Source organism: Actinomadura sp. NTSP31, from assembly GCF_041951385.1.
Lineage (GTDB): Bacteria > Actinomycetota > Actinomycetes > Streptosporangiales > Streptosporangiaceae > Spirillospora > Spirillospora napierensis.
This window is the reverse complement of the sequence record NZ_JBGNUT010000009.1, coordinates 45,089-60,538: the sequence shown is the minus strand read 5'-3', so window position 1 is coordinate 60,538 and position 15,450 is coordinate 45,089. Positions and strand designations below refer to the sequence as shown.

The 15,450-nt window shown below is 73.3% G+C and carries 14 protein-coding genes; 8 read left to right on the top strand and 6 right to left on the bottom strand.

The genetic code is table 11. The features are described 5' to 3' along the window. Window positions 1-70: 70 nt before the first annotated feature. The gene (locus ACA514_RS17165; protein ID WP_375042142.1) at window positions 71-1,393 is read right to left on the bottom strand and encodes a DUF2786 domain-containing protein; all 1,323 of its coding nucleotides are present in this window, start codon (window positions 1,391-1,393) and stop codon (window positions 71-73) included. A gap of 131 nt (window positions 1,394-1,524) precedes the next feature. Further along, window positions 1,525-1,794 (bottom strand): hypothetical protein, encoded by a 270-nt coding sequence (locus tag ACA514_RS17160; protein WP_375042141.1) that lies wholly within the window; start codon window positions 1,792-1,794, stop codon window positions 1,525-1,527. Between the two features lie 240 nt (window positions 1,795-2,034). Here ACA514_RS17160 and ACA514_RS17155 point away from each other — a divergent pair, with 240 nt between their 5' ends. Beyond that, the gene (locus ACA514_RS17155) at window positions 2,035-3,558 is read left to right on the top strand and encodes a long-chain-fatty-acid--CoA ligase (RefSeq protein ID WP_375042140.1); all 1,524 of its coding nucleotides are present in this window, start codon (window positions 2,035-2,037) and stop codon (window positions 3,556-3,558) included. Between the two features lie 12 nt (window positions 3,559-3,570). Here ACA514_RS17155 and ACA514_RS17150 read toward each other — a convergent pair whose 3' ends face one another. Both ACA514_RS17150 and ACA514_RS17145 read right to left on the bottom strand, forming a co-directional pair. Next, window positions 3,571-4,668 (bottom strand): winged helix DNA-binding domain-containing protein, encoded by a 1,098-nt coding sequence (locus ACA514_RS17150; protein ID WP_375042139.1) that lies wholly within the window; start codon window positions 4,666-4,668, stop codon window positions 3,571-3,573. Between the two features lie 56 nt (window positions 4,669-4,724). Beyond that, window positions 4,725-5,654, bottom strand: coding sequence for a LysR family transcriptional regulator (locus ACA514_RS17145; RefSeq protein WP_375042138.1), 930 nt, complete (start codon window positions 5,652-5,654; stop codon window positions 4,725-4,727). A 169-nt stretch (window positions 5,655-5,823) separates the two neighbouring features. Here ACA514_RS17145 and ACA514_RS17140 point away from each other — a divergent pair, with 169 nt between their 5' ends. The 4 genes from ACA514_RS17140 (at window position 5,824) to ACA514_RS17125 (ending at window position 10,181) form a co-directional block, all read left to right on the top strand. Further along, the gene (locus tag ACA514_RS17140; RefSeq protein ID WP_375042137.1) at window positions 5,824-7,350 is read left to right on the top strand and encodes an MFS transporter; all 1,527 of its coding nucleotides are present in this window, start codon (window positions 5,824-5,826) and stop codon (window positions 7,348-7,350) included. Window positions 7,351-7,402: 52 nt separating this feature from the next. Continuing rightward, window positions 7,403-8,167, top strand: coding sequence for a siderophore-interacting protein (locus ACA514_RS17135; RefSeq protein ID WP_375042136.1), 765 nt, complete (start codon window positions 7,403-7,405; stop codon window positions 8,165-8,167). Window positions 8,168-8,314: 147 nt separating this feature from the next. Next, entirely contained in the window at window positions 8,315-8,785 is a 471-nt protein-coding gene (locus ACA514_RS17130) for a hypothetical protein (RefSeq protein WP_375042135.1), read from the top strand. 748 nt (window positions 8,786-9,533) lie between these two features. Next, on the top strand, window positions 9,534-10,181 hold the full coding sequence (locus ACA514_RS17125; RefSeq protein WP_375042134.1) for a hypothetical protein: 648 nt from the start codon (window positions 9,534-9,536) through the stop codon (window positions 10,179-10,181). Window positions 10,182-10,260: 79 nt separating this feature from the next. Here ACA514_RS17125 and ACA514_RS17120 read toward each other — a convergent pair whose 3' ends face one another. Then, window positions 10,261-11,364: a M20 family metallopeptidase gene (locus tag ACA514_RS17120; RefSeq protein WP_375042133.1), complete on the bottom strand. Its 1,104-nt coding sequence runs from the start codon at window positions 11,362-11,364 to the stop codon at window positions 10,261-10,263. A gap of 43 nt (window positions 11,365-11,407) precedes the next feature. After that, the gene (locus tag ACA514_RS17115) at window positions 11,408-12,427 is read right to left on the bottom strand and encodes a LacI family DNA-binding transcriptional regulator (protein WP_375042132.1); all 1,020 of its coding nucleotides are present in this window, start codon (window positions 12,425-12,427) and stop codon (window positions 11,408-11,410) included. A 143-nt stretch (window positions 12,428-12,570) separates the two neighbouring features. Here ACA514_RS17115 and ACA514_RS17110 point away from each other — a divergent pair, with 143 nt between their 5' ends. From ACA514_RS17110 to ACA514_RS17100, 3 genes are read left to right on the top strand one after another with little or no spacing between them, the layout of a single operon-like run. Next, a complete protein-coding gene (locus tag ACA514_RS17110) occupies window positions 12,571-13,446 on the top strand; it encodes a BtpA/SgcQ family protein (RefSeq protein ID WP_375042131.1) in 876 nt (291 codons plus the stop codon). Beyond that, window positions 13,443-14,435: a carbohydrate kinase family protein gene (locus tag ACA514_RS17105; RefSeq protein ID WP_375042130.1), complete on the top strand. Its 993-nt coding sequence runs from the start codon at window positions 13,443-13,445 to the stop codon at window positions 14,433-14,435. Before ACA514_RS17110 ends, ACA514_RS17105 begins: the two co-directional genes overlap by 4 nt. After that, complete coding sequence (locus ACA514_RS17100) at window positions 14,432-15,448, top strand: substrate-binding domain-containing protein (protein WP_375042129.1); 1,017 nt, start codon at window positions 14,432-14,434, stop codon at window positions 15,446-15,448. Before ACA514_RS17105 ends, ACA514_RS17100 begins: the two co-directional genes overlap by 4 nt. The last annotated feature ends 2 nt before the right edge of the window (window positions 15,449-15,450 follow it).

Below are 15,450 nucleotides of genomic sequence, written 5' to 3'. Positions count from 1 at the left end.
GCCGAGCACGAGCAGAAGAACGGAACGGATGGCCGGACGTCCCCCTCGCCCCCCGGGGGGACCCCGCGCGCTAGGAGCGGCCGGACGCCCCGGAGACCTCCGAGCGCCCGTTCAGGCTGGCCAGGTCGGCCGCCGCGCGGCCGGCGACCCAGCCCTCGTAGTTGGACACCGATCCCGCCCGGCCCTTGGCCAGGTTGGGGAACATCGCGTCGACGGCCTTCTCGACGGCCAGGTCGCGCGCCGCGAGCACGGGAAGCAGATCCGTCCCGCCGGCGTCCGCGGCCGCCCGGTTCGCCGCCTCGCCGGCCGCGCCCCGGAGGCGCTCTCCGATCCTCGCCGCGTAGGCGTTGAGGAAGGCGTGGCGGAACGAACGGGTCCGTGACCGCCCCCGCGCGTCGCGCCTCGGCCCGGCGTGCACCATCGCCGCGGTCGCCTGGACCAGCAGCGACGTGAACAGCATCTCCACCGCCGCGAGATCGGCGGGGAACCCCAGGACCGTGGAGAACCCGAGTTCCCTGTGCCATACGGCGCGGCACCGGTTCGCCTCCGCCACCACGGTGAGCAGCACCGCCTTGGGCGCGTCGTAAGGGTTGTCCACCGCGACGCGGCGGCCCGCGGGCCCGCCCGGGTCGCCCGTTTCCGCGGCCAGCAGGGCGCGGTCGATGCTGTGCCGCGCTATCAGTTCCTGGGCGCGCGCGCTGAGCGCCTCCGCCTCCTCCGGGAACTCGGTCGACTCCGCCTTCGCCAGCAGGGCCCGGACCTTGCCGAGCATCCGCTGGTCGACGCCCTCGAACCCGTCGCGGACCGGGACCTCCCGCAGCGGTGTCCCGGGCGGCGGGCCGATGCTCGCCAGCCTCGGCAGGCTCTCCAGCAGCTGGACGAGCTCGACGGCGCAGGCGACGAAGTCCGTGCGGCCGACCCCCTCGCGCTCGCACCAGGCGTCGGGGTGCTCGTCGTCGTCCTCCCACCACACCTCGGCGCCGAGGAGGCTCAGCTGTTCGCGCCACTGCGCGGCCACGGTGGCGGCGGAGTAGGCGCGCATCTCGGCGGCGATCGCGTCGGTGGCCAGCCTGCCGTGCCTGGCGGTGCGGCGGCGGCCCGCGTACCGGACGACGTCGGCGGGCTGCCAGCCGCGGTCCCAGGCGAGGGTGACGCCGCGCCGCAGCCGCGCGGCGAGGCAGCGGCCGGAGGCGCGGGTCCAGCCGGGCACGTCCGGGCGGTCGGCCAGCTCGGCCACGAGGAGCCGGAACCCCGTGTCGTCGGCCCGCGCCAGCGCGGCGACCGCCTCGGACGTCAGCGTCTCGGCCTCGTCCGCGAGCGGCGGCGCGGTCCCGCCGGGCGCCGTCTCGGAAGAGGACTCAGCCTGCCGTGGCCGCCACCACGCCTTCCGCACCGGTACTCCCGTCGTCCGAGGCTCCGTCACCTGACCACGAGGCATACTGCCACGCGCGGGCGGGTGCCCGTGCGCGGACATCCGTGCGAAACGGGACTTTCATCTTCGATGCGCCGCGGCGTCGGCGCGCGTTACCTCCGCGGGTCCTCGGCGCGCATCTCCTCCACCACGACGCTCTGGTAGGCGCGGGTGGTGTCGGGGACGTAGCTCAGCCGCGCGAGGGCCTTGCCGTCGTGGTCCCTGATCTCGAAGTGGTAGCCCTCGCGGGTCTCGCCCACGTGCGCGGTGGCCTGGTCATGGCGGAGCCGGCACATGGTGTCGACCTTCTCCAGCGCCACCTTCAGGCTCCCCGCGTCGCTGATGAGCCGTGCCGGCTCACTCGTCTCCCAGATCTCGAACATGGTCGTGTCCTGTCGGCGGTCGGTCGGAAGGAACGGGCGGGGCATTCCAGACGTCGGGGACAGCTTGCGCTCATTTGATGGATCTTTCAATCAGTACAGGTATCGGATTGATCACTATTCGGAGCCGGGCACGGGCGCAGCGTCATGTTCCCATGTGAGGCCGGTGTCCGCTTTCGCGCGGACGGACCGGGTCGGTAGGGTCGGGCGCACAGAACCGAATTAGATTCGGAAGGGGCCGGAGTGGACTACCGCGTCGTGTCCATCGTCCGCGACCACGCCCGGGACCGGGGCTCGGCCCCCGCCCTCACGGGGGACGGCCGGACGATCGGCTACGCCGAGCTGCACGAGCGCTCCAGCCGCGCCGCCCGCGCCCTGCTGGCCGCCGGGCTCGGCGCCGGATCGCGGGTCGCCTACGTGGGCAAGAACGCGCCCGAGTTCTTCGACCTGCTGTTCGGCGCCGCGAAGATCGGCGCGGTGACGGCTCCGGTGAACTGGCGGCTGACCCCCGCCGAGATCGCCGCCGTCGTCGCGGACGCGCAGGCCCCGGTGACCGTGGTGGACGCCGAGTTCGAAGCCCTCGCGGACGGCCTGCCCGGGCGGGTCGTGGTGACCGGGGACGGCTTCGAGACCTGGTTGGCGGACCACCCGGCGGACGACCCCGGGTTCGTCGGCGAGCCCGGCGACATCGTCGTGCAGCTCTACACCTCCGGCACGACCGGCGTGCCCAAGGGCGTGCAGCTCAGCAACGCCAACTTCGAGGTGGGCGAGCGGATGGCGCGGCGCTGGCGGCTGGACGCCTCGGCGGTGAGCCTCGTGCCGATGCCGCTGTTCCACATCGGCGGCACCGGCTGGGCGCTGGCCGGCCTGTACGCCGGCTGCCGCCAGGTCCTGGTCCGCGACATCGACCCGGCCGCACTGGTCGACACGTTCGAGCGCGAGCGGATCAGCAACGCGTTCATCGTCCCGGCGGTCCTGCAGTTCATGTGCCAGGTGCCCGGCGCGGCGCAGCGCGACTACTCGGCGCTGCGCGCCATCACCTACGGGGCCTCGCCCATCACGAGCGAGGTCCTGCGCCGGTCGCTGCAGACGTTCCGGGCTCCGCTCTTCCAGCTGTACGGGATGACCGAGACGACCGGCGCCATCGTCCAGCTGGAACCCGAGGACCACGACCCGGACGGCCCGCGCGCCCACCTGATGCGCTCGGCGGGCCGCCCGTACGACTGGGTCGAAGTGAAGATCGTCGAGCCGGGCGGGGACGCCGTGCTGGCGCCGGGGGAGGTCGGCGAGGTGCTGGTCCGCTCCCCGCAGAACACTCCCGGCTACTGGAACCGGCCGGAGGAGACGGAACAGCTGCTGGCCGGGGACGGCTGGCTGCGCACCGGCGACGCCGGGTACCTCGACGCCGAGGGCTACCTGTTCCTCACCGACCGGATCAAGGACATGATCGTCACCGGCGCGGAGAACGTTTATCCGATCGAGGTCGAGGAGGTCCTCGCCGGCCATCCCGGGATCGCCGACGTCGCGGTCGTCGGCGTGCCCGACGAGCGCTGGGGCGAGACCGTCAAGGCCGTCGTCGTCCCGGCGCCGGGCGCCGCCCTGACCGAGGAGGAGGTGATCGGGTACGCCCGCGAGCGGCTGGCCGGCTTCAAGCGCCCGCGCTCGGTCGACTTCGTGGACGCGCTGCCGCGCAACCCCAGCGGGAAGATCCTCAAGAAGGACCTGCGCGCGCCCTACTGGGAGGGCCTCGGCCGGACGATCGCCTGACCGGCGCGGCGGTCAGTCCTCGGCGACGGTGACCACCGTGTCCTTGGCCGCGGGTTCGAGGAAGCGCAGCAGGGCCTCCCCTTCGGCGGTCAGTTCGTCGAGGGCGGCCGGGGAGAGGGCCTCGAAGGGGCGCAGTCGCAGGGTGGCGACCCGGCGCTTGTACTCGGTCTCCCAGATGCCGCGGGCGAACCCGTCGTGCAGGAAGACGGCGCGCACCCGGAGGTTCTTCGTGGTGAGCGACGGGCGGTGCGCGTCGGCGATGACGCGCCTGCGGTCGGCGTGGGCGAGGACCAGGCTGTCGAACTCGGGCAGGAACCGCGCCGGGGCCGGGACGTCCTCGCCCGGACGCGGCGCGTCGGGAAGGTCGAACAGCTTCCGGCCCTTGTCGTCGGTGAAGACCGCCAGGTCCGGACGCAGCCGTTCCAGTGCCTCGCCCACCGCGGACATGCCCGACCATGCCTGTGCATCGGCCGCGGACGCGGGGCCGTACGCCGCCAGGTACCGCAGGGCAAGATCATCGACGGCGGTGCCGGCGTCCGGGACGGCGCCCAGCCAGCCGCCGGCGGAGGCGAACTCGGCGGAGCGCGGGAACGCCCATCTGTCCTGGGTCGGGATCATGACCAGCGGCACGCACATGCGCACCGCGTAGCCCAGCGCGCGGTCGTTGACGTCCGGGAACTGTTCCTGCAGCAGGGCCCGCACCTCGTTGAACGTCCGCGGCTTCTCGTCGAGCAGGGCGCGGGCCGCCGGGACGACCTGGTCCAGGTCGAGTCCCTTGGCCCGGTCGCCCAGGACGCGCATCGCCCCGTCCAGCATCGGCTGCATCGGCGTCCGGAACGCGAGGTAGTCGGAGGCGGTCATCAGATGCAGGGTCGCGCGCATCATCGTGGCGCGGACGAGCGTCCGGTCGTGCAGGGCCGCGTGCAGATCCGATTCCTGGAAGCCATCCAGCCGCGTCCACAGCCCGGCGAACGGCGGCTTGGGCTCCTGCGCCTGCATCCCGAACAGCCGCCCGACGGCCTCCGCGACGGGGACGCGTTCCCGCGCGAGCAGGAGCTGCCGTGCCAGCGTGGCCCTGTTCAGGGCCCGGACGCTGAGAGTGTCCGCCATCGGTCCGCCTTCTCTCAGGCCCCGGCGCGGCCGGGGACGTTCCGGAGATGCCGACCCTACCGACGCGCCTGAGGCTCCCTCATGCCGGTGACGTCCGCGACGGTCTCGCGGACGCACCGCCGCAGCCATGCGTGGGCGGGGTCGGCGTCGTAGCGCGCATGCCAGGCCAGTGAAAGGTTCAGCGGCGGCATGGGGAAGGGGATCGGCACCCACACCAGGCCCAGCCGCTCCACCAGGGGCCTGTGCAGCCGCTCGGCGGCGAATCCCATCAGGTCGGTCTCCCGGACGACGAGCAGCGCGGCGGCGACCGTCGGGACCGTCCCGGCTACCCGCCGTGACCGGCCCATGCCGGCGAGGAGCTCGTCGATCGGCCCGGCGAGGCGGCCGCGGCGCGTGTTGGTCAGCTGCGTCGTGGCGCACCAGGCGTCCAGGGTCACCTCCCTGCCGGCGAGCGGATGCCCGGGGCGGACCACGGAGGAGAAGCGGTCCTCCAGCAGCGGCTCGAGCCTGGTGTCGGGCGCCGCGTCGGTGATCACGCCGATCTCCAGGTCGATCGACGCGCGCCGCAGCAGATGGGTGTCGCGCGGCCCCTCCCCGAGGAAGCGCAGGGTCACGCCTGGAGCGTCCCGTGCCATCCGCTCGAGAAGGGGGCCGGACAGGACGGAGGCGGTCCCCTCCTCCGCCTGCAGCGTGAAGGTGCCCTCCAGCATGCTCGGAGAAAAGGCGTCGTCCTCGGAGAACAGCATGTGGGCGCGCTGCACGAGTTCATGGACCTCCGCGCGTATCGCCAGCGCGCGCGGAGTAGGCACCATGCCGCGTCCCGACCGCACGAGGACGGGATCGCCGAGCGCCTTGCGGATCCGGCCGAGCGTCCGGCTCATCGCGGGGCCCGACAGGTGCAGACGCTCCGCCGCGCCGGTGACGCTGCCCTCCTCCAGCAGGGCGTCGAGGGCGACGAGCAGGTTGAGGTCCAGCCTGGATTGCATGAAACGCATTCCTCGTGTGCAAAAGATGCATTTGTAAGCAAGTCACCGCAAGCCTACGTTGAGATCGCGGAGGCGGCGAGCGCGGCCGGATCCCCGTCCCGCACCTTCCTGCTCAGCCCTTTCCGGCGCGCCCGAAGCGCGCCTCCGAGCGACTCCGAGGAACCCCTTCATGACGATCGATGCCGTCCGCGCCGCCGCGCCGCCGGACCGGGGACGCGCCGCCCGGCGCGCCATGCCGCCGCTGATGTCGGCATGCGTGGTCCTGGTCGTGGCGATGGTCGCGGCGATCAACCTCTCGATCCCCAAGCTGTCGGCGAGCGGCCTGCACCCGTCCGCGACCGGCCTGCTGTGGATCGTCGACTCCTATGTCCTGGTCTTCGGCTGCCTGCTGATCCCCGCGGGCGCCGCGGGCGACCGGTTCGGGCGCAAGGGCGCGCTGCTGGCCGGCCTCGGCGTCTTCGCCGCAGGCTGCCTGCTGTCGGCCGCCGCCTCCGCCGTCGCCGTGCTGCTGGCCGGGCGGCTGGTCACCGGCGTCGGCGCCGCGCTCATCATGCCCGCGACGCTGTCCCTGCTGCTGCAGGTCACCGAGCAGGCGCGGCGTCCGCAGGCCATCGCCGTCTGGACGGCGGCGACGGGAATCGCGGGCGCCGTCGGCAATCTCGCCGGGGGAGCGGTGCTGCAGTGGCTGCCCTGGCAGTGCCTGTTCGCGGCCGGCGCGGTCGCGGCCGGGGTGCTGGCCGTGCTGGTGGCCTGGGCGTCCCCCGCGGGCGAGCGGCACCGCGCCGACCTGGACATGCCGGGCGCCGTGCTGCTCACCGCGGCCCTGTTCGCGCTGTTGTTCGGGATCATCGAGGGCCCCGAGCGGGGCTGGACGTCCGCACCGGTACTGGCCGGGTTCGGCGGCGCCGCCGTCCTGCTGGCGGTCTTCGCCGTCCACGCGATGCGCGCCGCGCACCCGCTGCTCGATCCGCGGCTGTTCGCCGCGGCGCCGCTGCGCAGCGGCGTGCTGGGCATCGGGGCGGCGTTCTTCTGCCTGTTCGCGTTGTTCTTCGTCAATGCCCAGTACCTGCAGTACGCCAAGGGGTACTCGCCCCTGGTCACCGGTGCGGCGATCGCCCCGCTCGTCGTCGGCATGATCGCGGTGTCGCGGCGGAGCGTCGGCCTGGCCCTGCGGTTCGGGAACCGCCCGGTGATCACCGCGGGCCTGCTCGTGATCGCCGGCGGGCTCGTCCTGCTCTCGTTCGCGGACGCGTCCACGCCCTACCCGCTCTATGCGGCCGACCTGCTGGTCATGTCGATCGGCATGGGGTTGTGCGTGCCGCCGCTGTCGGTCGGCGTCATGTCCGCGCTCCCGGCCGAGCGGGCGGGGCTCGGGTCGGGGCTGAACAGCGCCGCCCGGGAGATCGGCAGCGCGCTGGGCGTCGCGGTCCTGGGGACGGTGCTGACCGGCCGGTTCGCGGACGGCCTGCCACCGGCGCTCGCCGGGCACGCCCACTCGGCGGGCGAGGCGATCGCCGCGGCGGACGGGGCCGGCGCCGGGCCGCAAGCGCACCAGCAGGTGATCGCCGCCTTCACCGGCGGGATGTCGGCGGGGTTCCGCGTGGTCGCGCTGATCGCCGGTGCGGCCGCGGTGCTCGTCGCGGTCGGGCTTCCGCGCCGGACCGGGGCGCGGGGGCCTGGCCGTGACGACGATTGAGATATATCGTGTCCATCCAATACGCGATATAACGCGAGTGAGAGGGGCGATCGTGACCGTGGAACCGAGCCCGCCCGCAGGCGGCGTCCGCGGCAGGCTGCTGGACCGGATGTTCGTCCGGGGCCGCGTCGAGGACGTCCGGCCGGCACCGGGACGCATGCGCTGGATCAGGATCGGCGGTGTCCCGGGCCTGGAGTGGCGGCCCGGCCAGCACGTCCGCCTGCACATGGTGGACATCACCTCCGCGCGGACGTGGATCAGCGGCAAAGTGCGCGACGCGCTGCGCACCTACTCCGTATGGGACTACGACGCGGCCTCCGGCGTGCTGGAACTGTGCGTCATGGACCATGAGGACGCCGGACCGGGCGCGCGGTGGGCGCGGACCGTCCGGCCGGGGGAGGAGGTCGTCTTCAACAAGCCCGAGGGCTCGTTCGTCTTGCGTCCTGCCGCGTACCACCTCTTCGCGGGTGAGGAGACGGCCTCGGTCACCTTCGGTGCGATGCTGCGCGCCGCAAGGCCCGACGAGCCCGTGTACGGCGCGGTGGAAGTCGCGGAGCCGGAGCACCGGCTCACGCTGCCGAGGGCGGAGGAACTGTCGTGGTGCCGGCGCGGGGACGCCTCCGCCGCGTCGTCGGAGATCCTCGTGGACGCCGTGCGTCGGCTGGATCTTCCCGCCGAGCCGGGGTGCGCCTACGTGGCCGGGGAAGCACGCACCGTGCAGGCCGTGCGCGCCCATCTGGTCCGCGAACGCGGCTGGCCGCGCAGATCCGTGCTGGTCAAGCCGTACTGGACGCCGGGCAGGCGGGGGATGGACTGATCGCGAACGAGCGTCGGGGGCCCGGGTTACGGGGCGATATTTCGTAAAATGCACGTGCATCAGCCCTTGCACCTGCACGCCATTCCTAGCAGGATTGCCCCGGACCCCCGCACGTGAACTCGCCCGGAGATCGCGATGACCGCACACTTGAGCGACAGTGACCGACAGGCGCTGCGGCTGGCCCAGGATCTCCGCGAGGAGATGCGGGCGGCGCTGCCCCGGCTCCCCGCAGCCCCCTCGGTCTCCCCGTTCGTCGACCAGGCAGGCACGCCCAGCGTCCTGCTCCGGATGGACGCCGACACCGCCCGCGCGCTGATGGCCGTCCTGGCCGAGCGCCGCACGGATCGGACGGCCCCGTCGGCGCCGGAACCGCGCCGCGCCGACGGCTCCCACGTACCGCCGCCGGTGCCCCCGCCGGGCGCTCCGCAGGCGGCTCCCGCGCCGTACCAGCCGATTGTGGCGGCCGCACAGTTCGCCCAGCCGGACTATGCGCAGTCCGCCTATGCGCAGCCGGCTTATGCGGAGTCCCCGTTCACCGAGGCGCCGGCCGTCAACCCGGTGTTCGCCGGCGGGACGGGTCCGACCCCGCTGGTGCCGTCGGTCTACCCGACGCGCTGACACCCGGACCGCCGCGTGCGGTCCGCGGCCCGGCGCCCGTCTCCGTCGCGGCCGCCGCCGGGCCGTTCTTCAGGTCGCCCTGTGCGCAGGGCCTGTTCGTGCATCCGCAGCCCGTCCGGACTCTCCGGACGGGCTTTCCGGCGTGCGCGGCGCGTCCGACGCGGCCCGCATAAAGATCGTTAATGTCGGATAAAGATCGTTCTTTAAGATCTTTTTGGTAAGGGTGTCGGGTGCCGCGCCCATCCGGATCCCTTGCGGGAAAGGCGATCCCGCCGACCGGCCGCGAAGAAGATCTACCTTCGCAAAGGTAAAGAAATCGCCCATTTGACTCACATGCGGCAATGCCGGATATAGTCAACGCCAGGTCGAGGTCAAAGCACCGTTGACCTGGCCAATCGCATAGCCGCCGCTTCCCGCCCGCCAGGCGGGATCCCTCCGCCGAACCACGGTCGTACCATGCACCGGCCGTGACCGTGCAGGGCCACCGAGCCCCCGGTCGGCATTCTTCCCGCTTCATCGAAGCCCGCGTCGCGCGCATGCCCGAGAACGGGCCCGCGCATCCGTACGCGAGCGCGGTCCGCCATGCCCGCGGGCCGATTCAACGCGGGTTCCTTTCCGCGGCGGCATTCCGAGTCCCGAGTCTCGGACCCCGTTCCGCATGCCCGGAAGCCCCCTGTGCGCCGGCGCCGGAACGGCAGCCCTGTACGCCGAACTAAGGATCCATATGCAGCAGCGGACGATCAATCGCGTGTTGACCGGTGTCACCGGCGCGGCTCTTGCCGGGATGCTGGTGGGCGGCGTGGCGGCCGCCAGCCACGACGACTCCGCTCCCCAGCCCGACAAGCTTCTGGCGCAGCAGCAGGACATGGCCGCGCAGGAGAGCAAGGCCCCCAAGAAGGACGCCTCCACCAAGACCCTGGCCGAGTCCCGCTCGAAGGCCGCGTCCAAGGACGAGAAGGCCAAGGCGGAGGACTCCAAGGCCAAGAAGAAGTCCGACGGCCCGAAGGCGATCCTCAGCGGCTCGACCACCGCGTCCTACTTCTGGGACGACGGCTCGGGCGTGAACGGCGACACCGGCGCCCCCGCCAGTGGCAAGCCCATGCAGAAGGGCCTGTTCGCCAGCCCGAGCTGGCCGCTGAACACCAAGGTCAAGGTCACCTACCACGGCCGCAGCGTCACCGGCTTCATCGGCGACCGCGGGCCCGGCGCGCCCTCGCACGACGGCGTCATGCTCGACCTCGACACCTACACCTTCCGCTACCTGCTCGACGGCGAGAAGCCGGACAGCAAGTACGACGCCGGCACCGGCGAGGGACACCTCCAGGGCGTCAAGTGGCAGGTCCTGTCGTGGGGCTCGGGCCCGGGCACCAAGGGCGACCCGCAGCCCCTCGGCTGACGCCGTGAGGCGCGTCCCGGCGATCATTCCGATCGCCGGGACGTCCTCATGCGTGCGGGCGCCGGCCCGCCCGCCCGCGTCACCCCGCGAAGCGCGGGCGGGCGGCCAGGAGCCGGTAGAGCGCCTCGGACGCGGCGTCGATGCGCGCGACCGAGCACGTCTCGTCCGTCACGTGCGCCTGCTCGGGGTCGCCGGGCCCGTAGACCACCACGTGCGGCCCGTCGAGCAGGCCCGCCAGGACCGACGCGTCGGTGAAGTACGTCGCGTACTCGGGCGTGGCGCCGGAGGAACCGGGCGCGAGCAGTTCCAGGACCTCCGGCATGCCGGGCGCGGCGGGGTCGGTGGCCACGCCGGGCAGGTCCACGAGCCGTTCGATGTCGACCTCCCCGCCGCACAGCCCGGAGATCACCGCGACCGCCTCGTCCGCGCCGAACCCGGGGACGGTGCGGACGTCCAGCCGCATCTCGGCGTGGTCGGGCACCAGGTTCGGCTGCACGCCGGAGTGGAAGGTGCCCACGTTGACCGTCGCGGGCCCGTGCGTGGCGCTCACCGGCCACCCCGTGTGCGCGTGGACGCGGGCGGCCGCGCCGGCCAGCGCGACGAGGGCGTTGCGGCCGAGTTCCGGCCGGGATCCGTGTGCGGACACGCCCCGCGCCGTGGCCTTCAGCCAGAGCGTGCCCTTGTGGCCGAGGACCGTCCGGTTCCCCGTCGGCTCGGCGACGACCAGCAGGTCCGTGGCCGCGAGCGCGGCCGGATCGAGGACCGCGGCCCCGTCGCAGCCGGTCTCCTCCCCGAACGTGAACACCAGCTGCGGAGCCGGCAGGCCGTCGCGGACCGCGCGGACGGCCGCCTCGATCTGGCAGGCGACGCCCGCCTTCATGTCGCTGCTTCCCCGCCCGAGCAGCCGCCCGTCGCGCACGTCGCCGCACAGCGGGTCGAACGACCAGCCGGACGGATCGGCGGGCACCGTGTCCAGATGCCCGGTGAACGTGACCGGGACCCGCGGCGCCGCGGGCCCGTGCCGGGCCACGACGTTCGCCCGGCCCTGCGCCGGCTCGTCCACGCGGACGTCGAAGCCGGCGGCGTCGAGCACGCCGGCGACCAGGTCGGCGGCCCGGCGCTCGCCGCCGCCCCGGGTGTCGATCCGCACCAGCCGCCGCGCGAGATCGAGCGCCTCGCCCATCTCCTGACCTCCTCTTCCGGGCCCGGCCGGCGGCCGGGACGTCTCAGGCCCGCGCCCGCGTGCTCTCCCTGATCACCAGGGTCGGGACGAGGGCGATGTGCGCCGAGGGCCCGCGGTCCCCGTCGGTCTCGCCGGCGGCGGCCGCCAGGAGCCGCACGGCCTCGGCGGCGATCCGCTCGCGCGGCTGGTCGACGGTGGTGAGCGCGGGCTCGCTGAGCCGCGAGAACTCGATGTTGTCGTACCCGGTGACCTGGACCCGGCCGGGGACGTCCACGCCGTGCGCGCGGCAGGCGCGGGTGACGCCGAGCGCGATCAGGTCGTCGGCGCACACGATGGCGTCGGGCAGGTCGCCCGCGGCGATCAGCCGCGCGGCGGCCGTCTCGCCCCATTCCACGCTGTAGTCGCCGAGCAGGATCCGGTCCGGGTCCACGGCGATGCCGAGGTCCTCCGCGCGGCGGCGGAACCCGGCGAAGCGCTGCTCGGTGGAGGAGTTGGTCAGCAGCGAGCCGGCGAACGCCGCCGACCGCGCCCCGCCCGCGTGCAGGTGGTCCATGACCTGGCGCATCGCGGCGACGTCGTCGACGCCCACCCAGTCGGTGCTGGTGCCGCCGACGAACCGGTCGAGTTGGACGAGCGGCAGCCGGCCGGCGGTCTCCTGGACGGCGGCGCCGCTCAGCGTGCCGTGGCTCGGGCTGACGATGATGCCGTCGACGTTGCGGGCGACGAGGGTCGACAGGCGCCTGGCCTCGACCTCGGGGTCGGAGCGCGCGTCGCAGAGCAGCAGTTCCTTGCCCTCGCGGCCGAGGGCGTGCTCGACGCTCTCCACCAGCGAGGTGAAGAACGGGTTGGAGATGCTCGGCACGACCATGCCGACGGTGTCGGTGCGGCTGTTGCGCAGCGCGCGGGCGATGGAGTTGACCTGGTATCCAAGCTCGTCGGCGGCCTTCCTGACCTTGCGCTGGACCCCGGCGGACACGGGCCCGCGGCCCGACAGCACGCGCGACACCGTGGCGGTGGAGACCCCGGCCCGCTCGGCGACCTGGGCGATCGTGACCCGCTGCAATCGTTTACCTCTCCGGCGTGGCGGAAGCCCGGTTGCTGGGCAGTGCGATGACGGCTGACCCGATCATAGCCCCTTGACGGCCTGCGCATCTCGTATCTACGGTGCAGGGCAACACGACTGCAATCGATTACACAGGAGGCGACATGGTGAGGGCGACGGGGAGCGAGCGGGCACTGGGCGTGTTCCCGCCGAAGCCGAACGCCGTCGAGGAGCTGTTCGGCACCCCCAAGGTCGTCATCGGCGCCGTGCACCTGCCGCCGCTGCCGGGCAGCCCGCACTACGAGGGCGTGCCGCTCGACGAGATCTGCACGTTCGCGATCGAGGAGGCACGGGCCTACCTGGACGGCGGCTCCCACGGCGTGATCGTCGAGAACCACTGGGACATCCCGTTCCTCAAGCCGGGCGAGCACGGCTACGAGACCGCCGCCGCCATGGCCGTGGTGACCGACCGGGTCCGGCACGCGACCGCCGGGCGGGTCGGCGTCAGCATCCTGTCGAACGCCGCCGAGTGCTCGATCGCGTCGGCCTGGTCGGGGGGCGCCGGCTTCGTCCGCGTCAACCAGTGGGCCAACGCCTACGTCGCCAACGAGGGGATCATCGAGGGCCAGGCCGCGCACGCCACCCGCTACCGCAGCCGGATCGGCGCGAACCCCGTCAAGATCTTCGCGGACGTGCACGTCAAGCACGGCGCGCACGCGATCGTCGCCGACCGCACCCTCGCCGAGCAGACCGAGGACGCCGAGTTCTTCGGCGCCGACGTGCTGATCGCCACCGGCTCGCGGACCGGCGACGCGGCCGCGCTGGACGAGGTCGAGGGCATCGCCGCGCACACCACGCTGCCGGTCGTCATCGGCTCGGGGATCAGTGCGGGCAACGTCGGGGAACTGCTGCCGGCCTGCGACGGGGTGATCGTCGCGTCCTCGGTCAAGGACAACGGCCGCTGGTGGGGCCGGGTCGACGCCGCCAAGGTGCGGGAGCTGACCGCCGCCGCGGCGAAGGCGGGCGTGGTCCTGCCATGATCGTCTTCTGCGGCTACGCCAACGCCGACCTCACGGTCGCCGTCCCCGTGCTGCCGGGGCCCGCCGCCCGCGTCCAGGCCACCGCGGTCCGCCGCGGCGAGGGCGGGATGGGGGCGAACGCGGCGGTGGCGGCCGCGCGGATGGGCGCCGACGCGCGCTTCGCGGGCGTCGTCGGGCCGGACGCGGCGAGCACCGCGTTCCTCGACGCGCTCGCCGCCGACGGGGTCGGCACCGAGTGGACGTCGCACACCGGCGTCCTCACCACGGCCGTCGTCCTGCTGACCCCCGACGGGGAACGTTCCATCATCAGCCAGGACGACCGGGTCACCACCGAGCACGTCGCCGCCGTCGCCGCGAAGGCCCGCGCGGCGGGCGCGGACTGGCTCTACCTCGACGGGTACCGCTTCCCGGCCGCGGCCGGCGTGCTCGGCGAGGGACCGCCGGGAGTCGTCGTCGACCTCGACGGCTGCGACGGCGCCGAGGCGGCGCGGGCCGCGCTCGCCGCCGCCGACCACGCGATCGTCGGGCGCGCGCAGGCCGCCGCGTTCCTCGGCGACGACGCCGCGTTCGCGTCGGCCGCCGCCCGGCATCGGGTAAACCTGGTGGTCACGGATGGTTCCCGGGGCTGGACGCTGTTCACGCCGGACGGCGCCCGGCACGCCGGCGCGGCGATCGAGGTGACCGCCGTGGACGCCACCGGCGCCGGGGACTGCTTCGCCGGCTCCTACTGCGCGGAGCTGGACCGGGGCGCCGGCCCGCTGGAGGCGGCACGGGTCGCCGCCGTCGCCGCGGGCCTGTCGTGCACCCGTCCGGGGGCGCGCGCCGGGCTGCCGCACCGCGAGGCCGTCCTCGCCTACATCGACTCCGCCGGAGCGGACCCCGCCCGGGCGAACACAACTCGAGCACACCCGGCCAAGGAAACAGCCGGCACCGGAACCGGTCCGGAAGCGCCCTCCGCGCTCGCGCGGCGCCAGGGAGAGGAGACATGATGCGACGCACGGTGTCCGCCGCGGTCGCGCTCGGCCTGCTGCTGACGGCGACGACCGCCTGCGACGTGCAGGCCCGCAAGGAGATCGCGGCCGAGAAGAAGGCCACCGAGCAGGGGCCGCCGCCGCCCAAGAGGATCGCGCAGTCCTGCAAGGTGCAGGGGCGCACGCCCAAGATCGGGCTCGTCCCGATCAACCTCCAGGCGCTGTTCTTCAACCAGATCAACACGGGTGCCAAGGCCGTCGCGGCGAAGGCGGGCGCGCAGGTGCAGGTCGTCAACGGCAACGACGACTCGACCACGCAGGCCAACGCCATCGACGACATGGTCGCCGGCCACTACGACGCGATCATCGTGGACGCGGTGGACACCGAGGGCATCAAGCCCGCGGTCCGCCGCGCCCAGGCCGCCGGCATCCCGGTCGTGGCGGTGGACGCCACGGTCGACGACCCGGCGGTCTCGACGCAGGTCGGCACCGCCAACGCCGAGGGCGGCAAGCAGCTCGCCGACGCGCTGCTGAAGATCTCCGGCGGCAAGGGCGACATCGGCGTGGTCGGCGCGCTCAACAGCACAATCCAGAACGAGCGGCAGAAGGGCTTCACCGACGAGGTCACCGGGCACGGCATGAAGATCAAGAACGTCGTGGACGGCCGCAACATCCAGGAGAACGCGCAGACCGCCGCGGAGAACCTGCTGACCGGCAACCCGGACCTGCCCTACGCCTACGCCACCGGCGAGCCCGCCCTGATCGGCCTGGCCGCCGCCGTCGTCAGCCAGCAGCGCACCAAGGACCTCCAGGTCGTCGGCTGGGACCTGTCCAGCCAGGCGGTGGACGGGCTGAAGGCCGGCTGGATCAAGGGCGTCGTCCAGCAGAACACCTTCCAGTTCGGCTACGACGCGATGAACGCCGCGATCGACCTGGCGTGCAAGCGCCCGGCGCCGAAGGACGTCCCCGTCCCGACCCAGATCGTCACCCCCGCCAACGTCGGGGACTACCTGTACTACCTGGAGAAGTGATC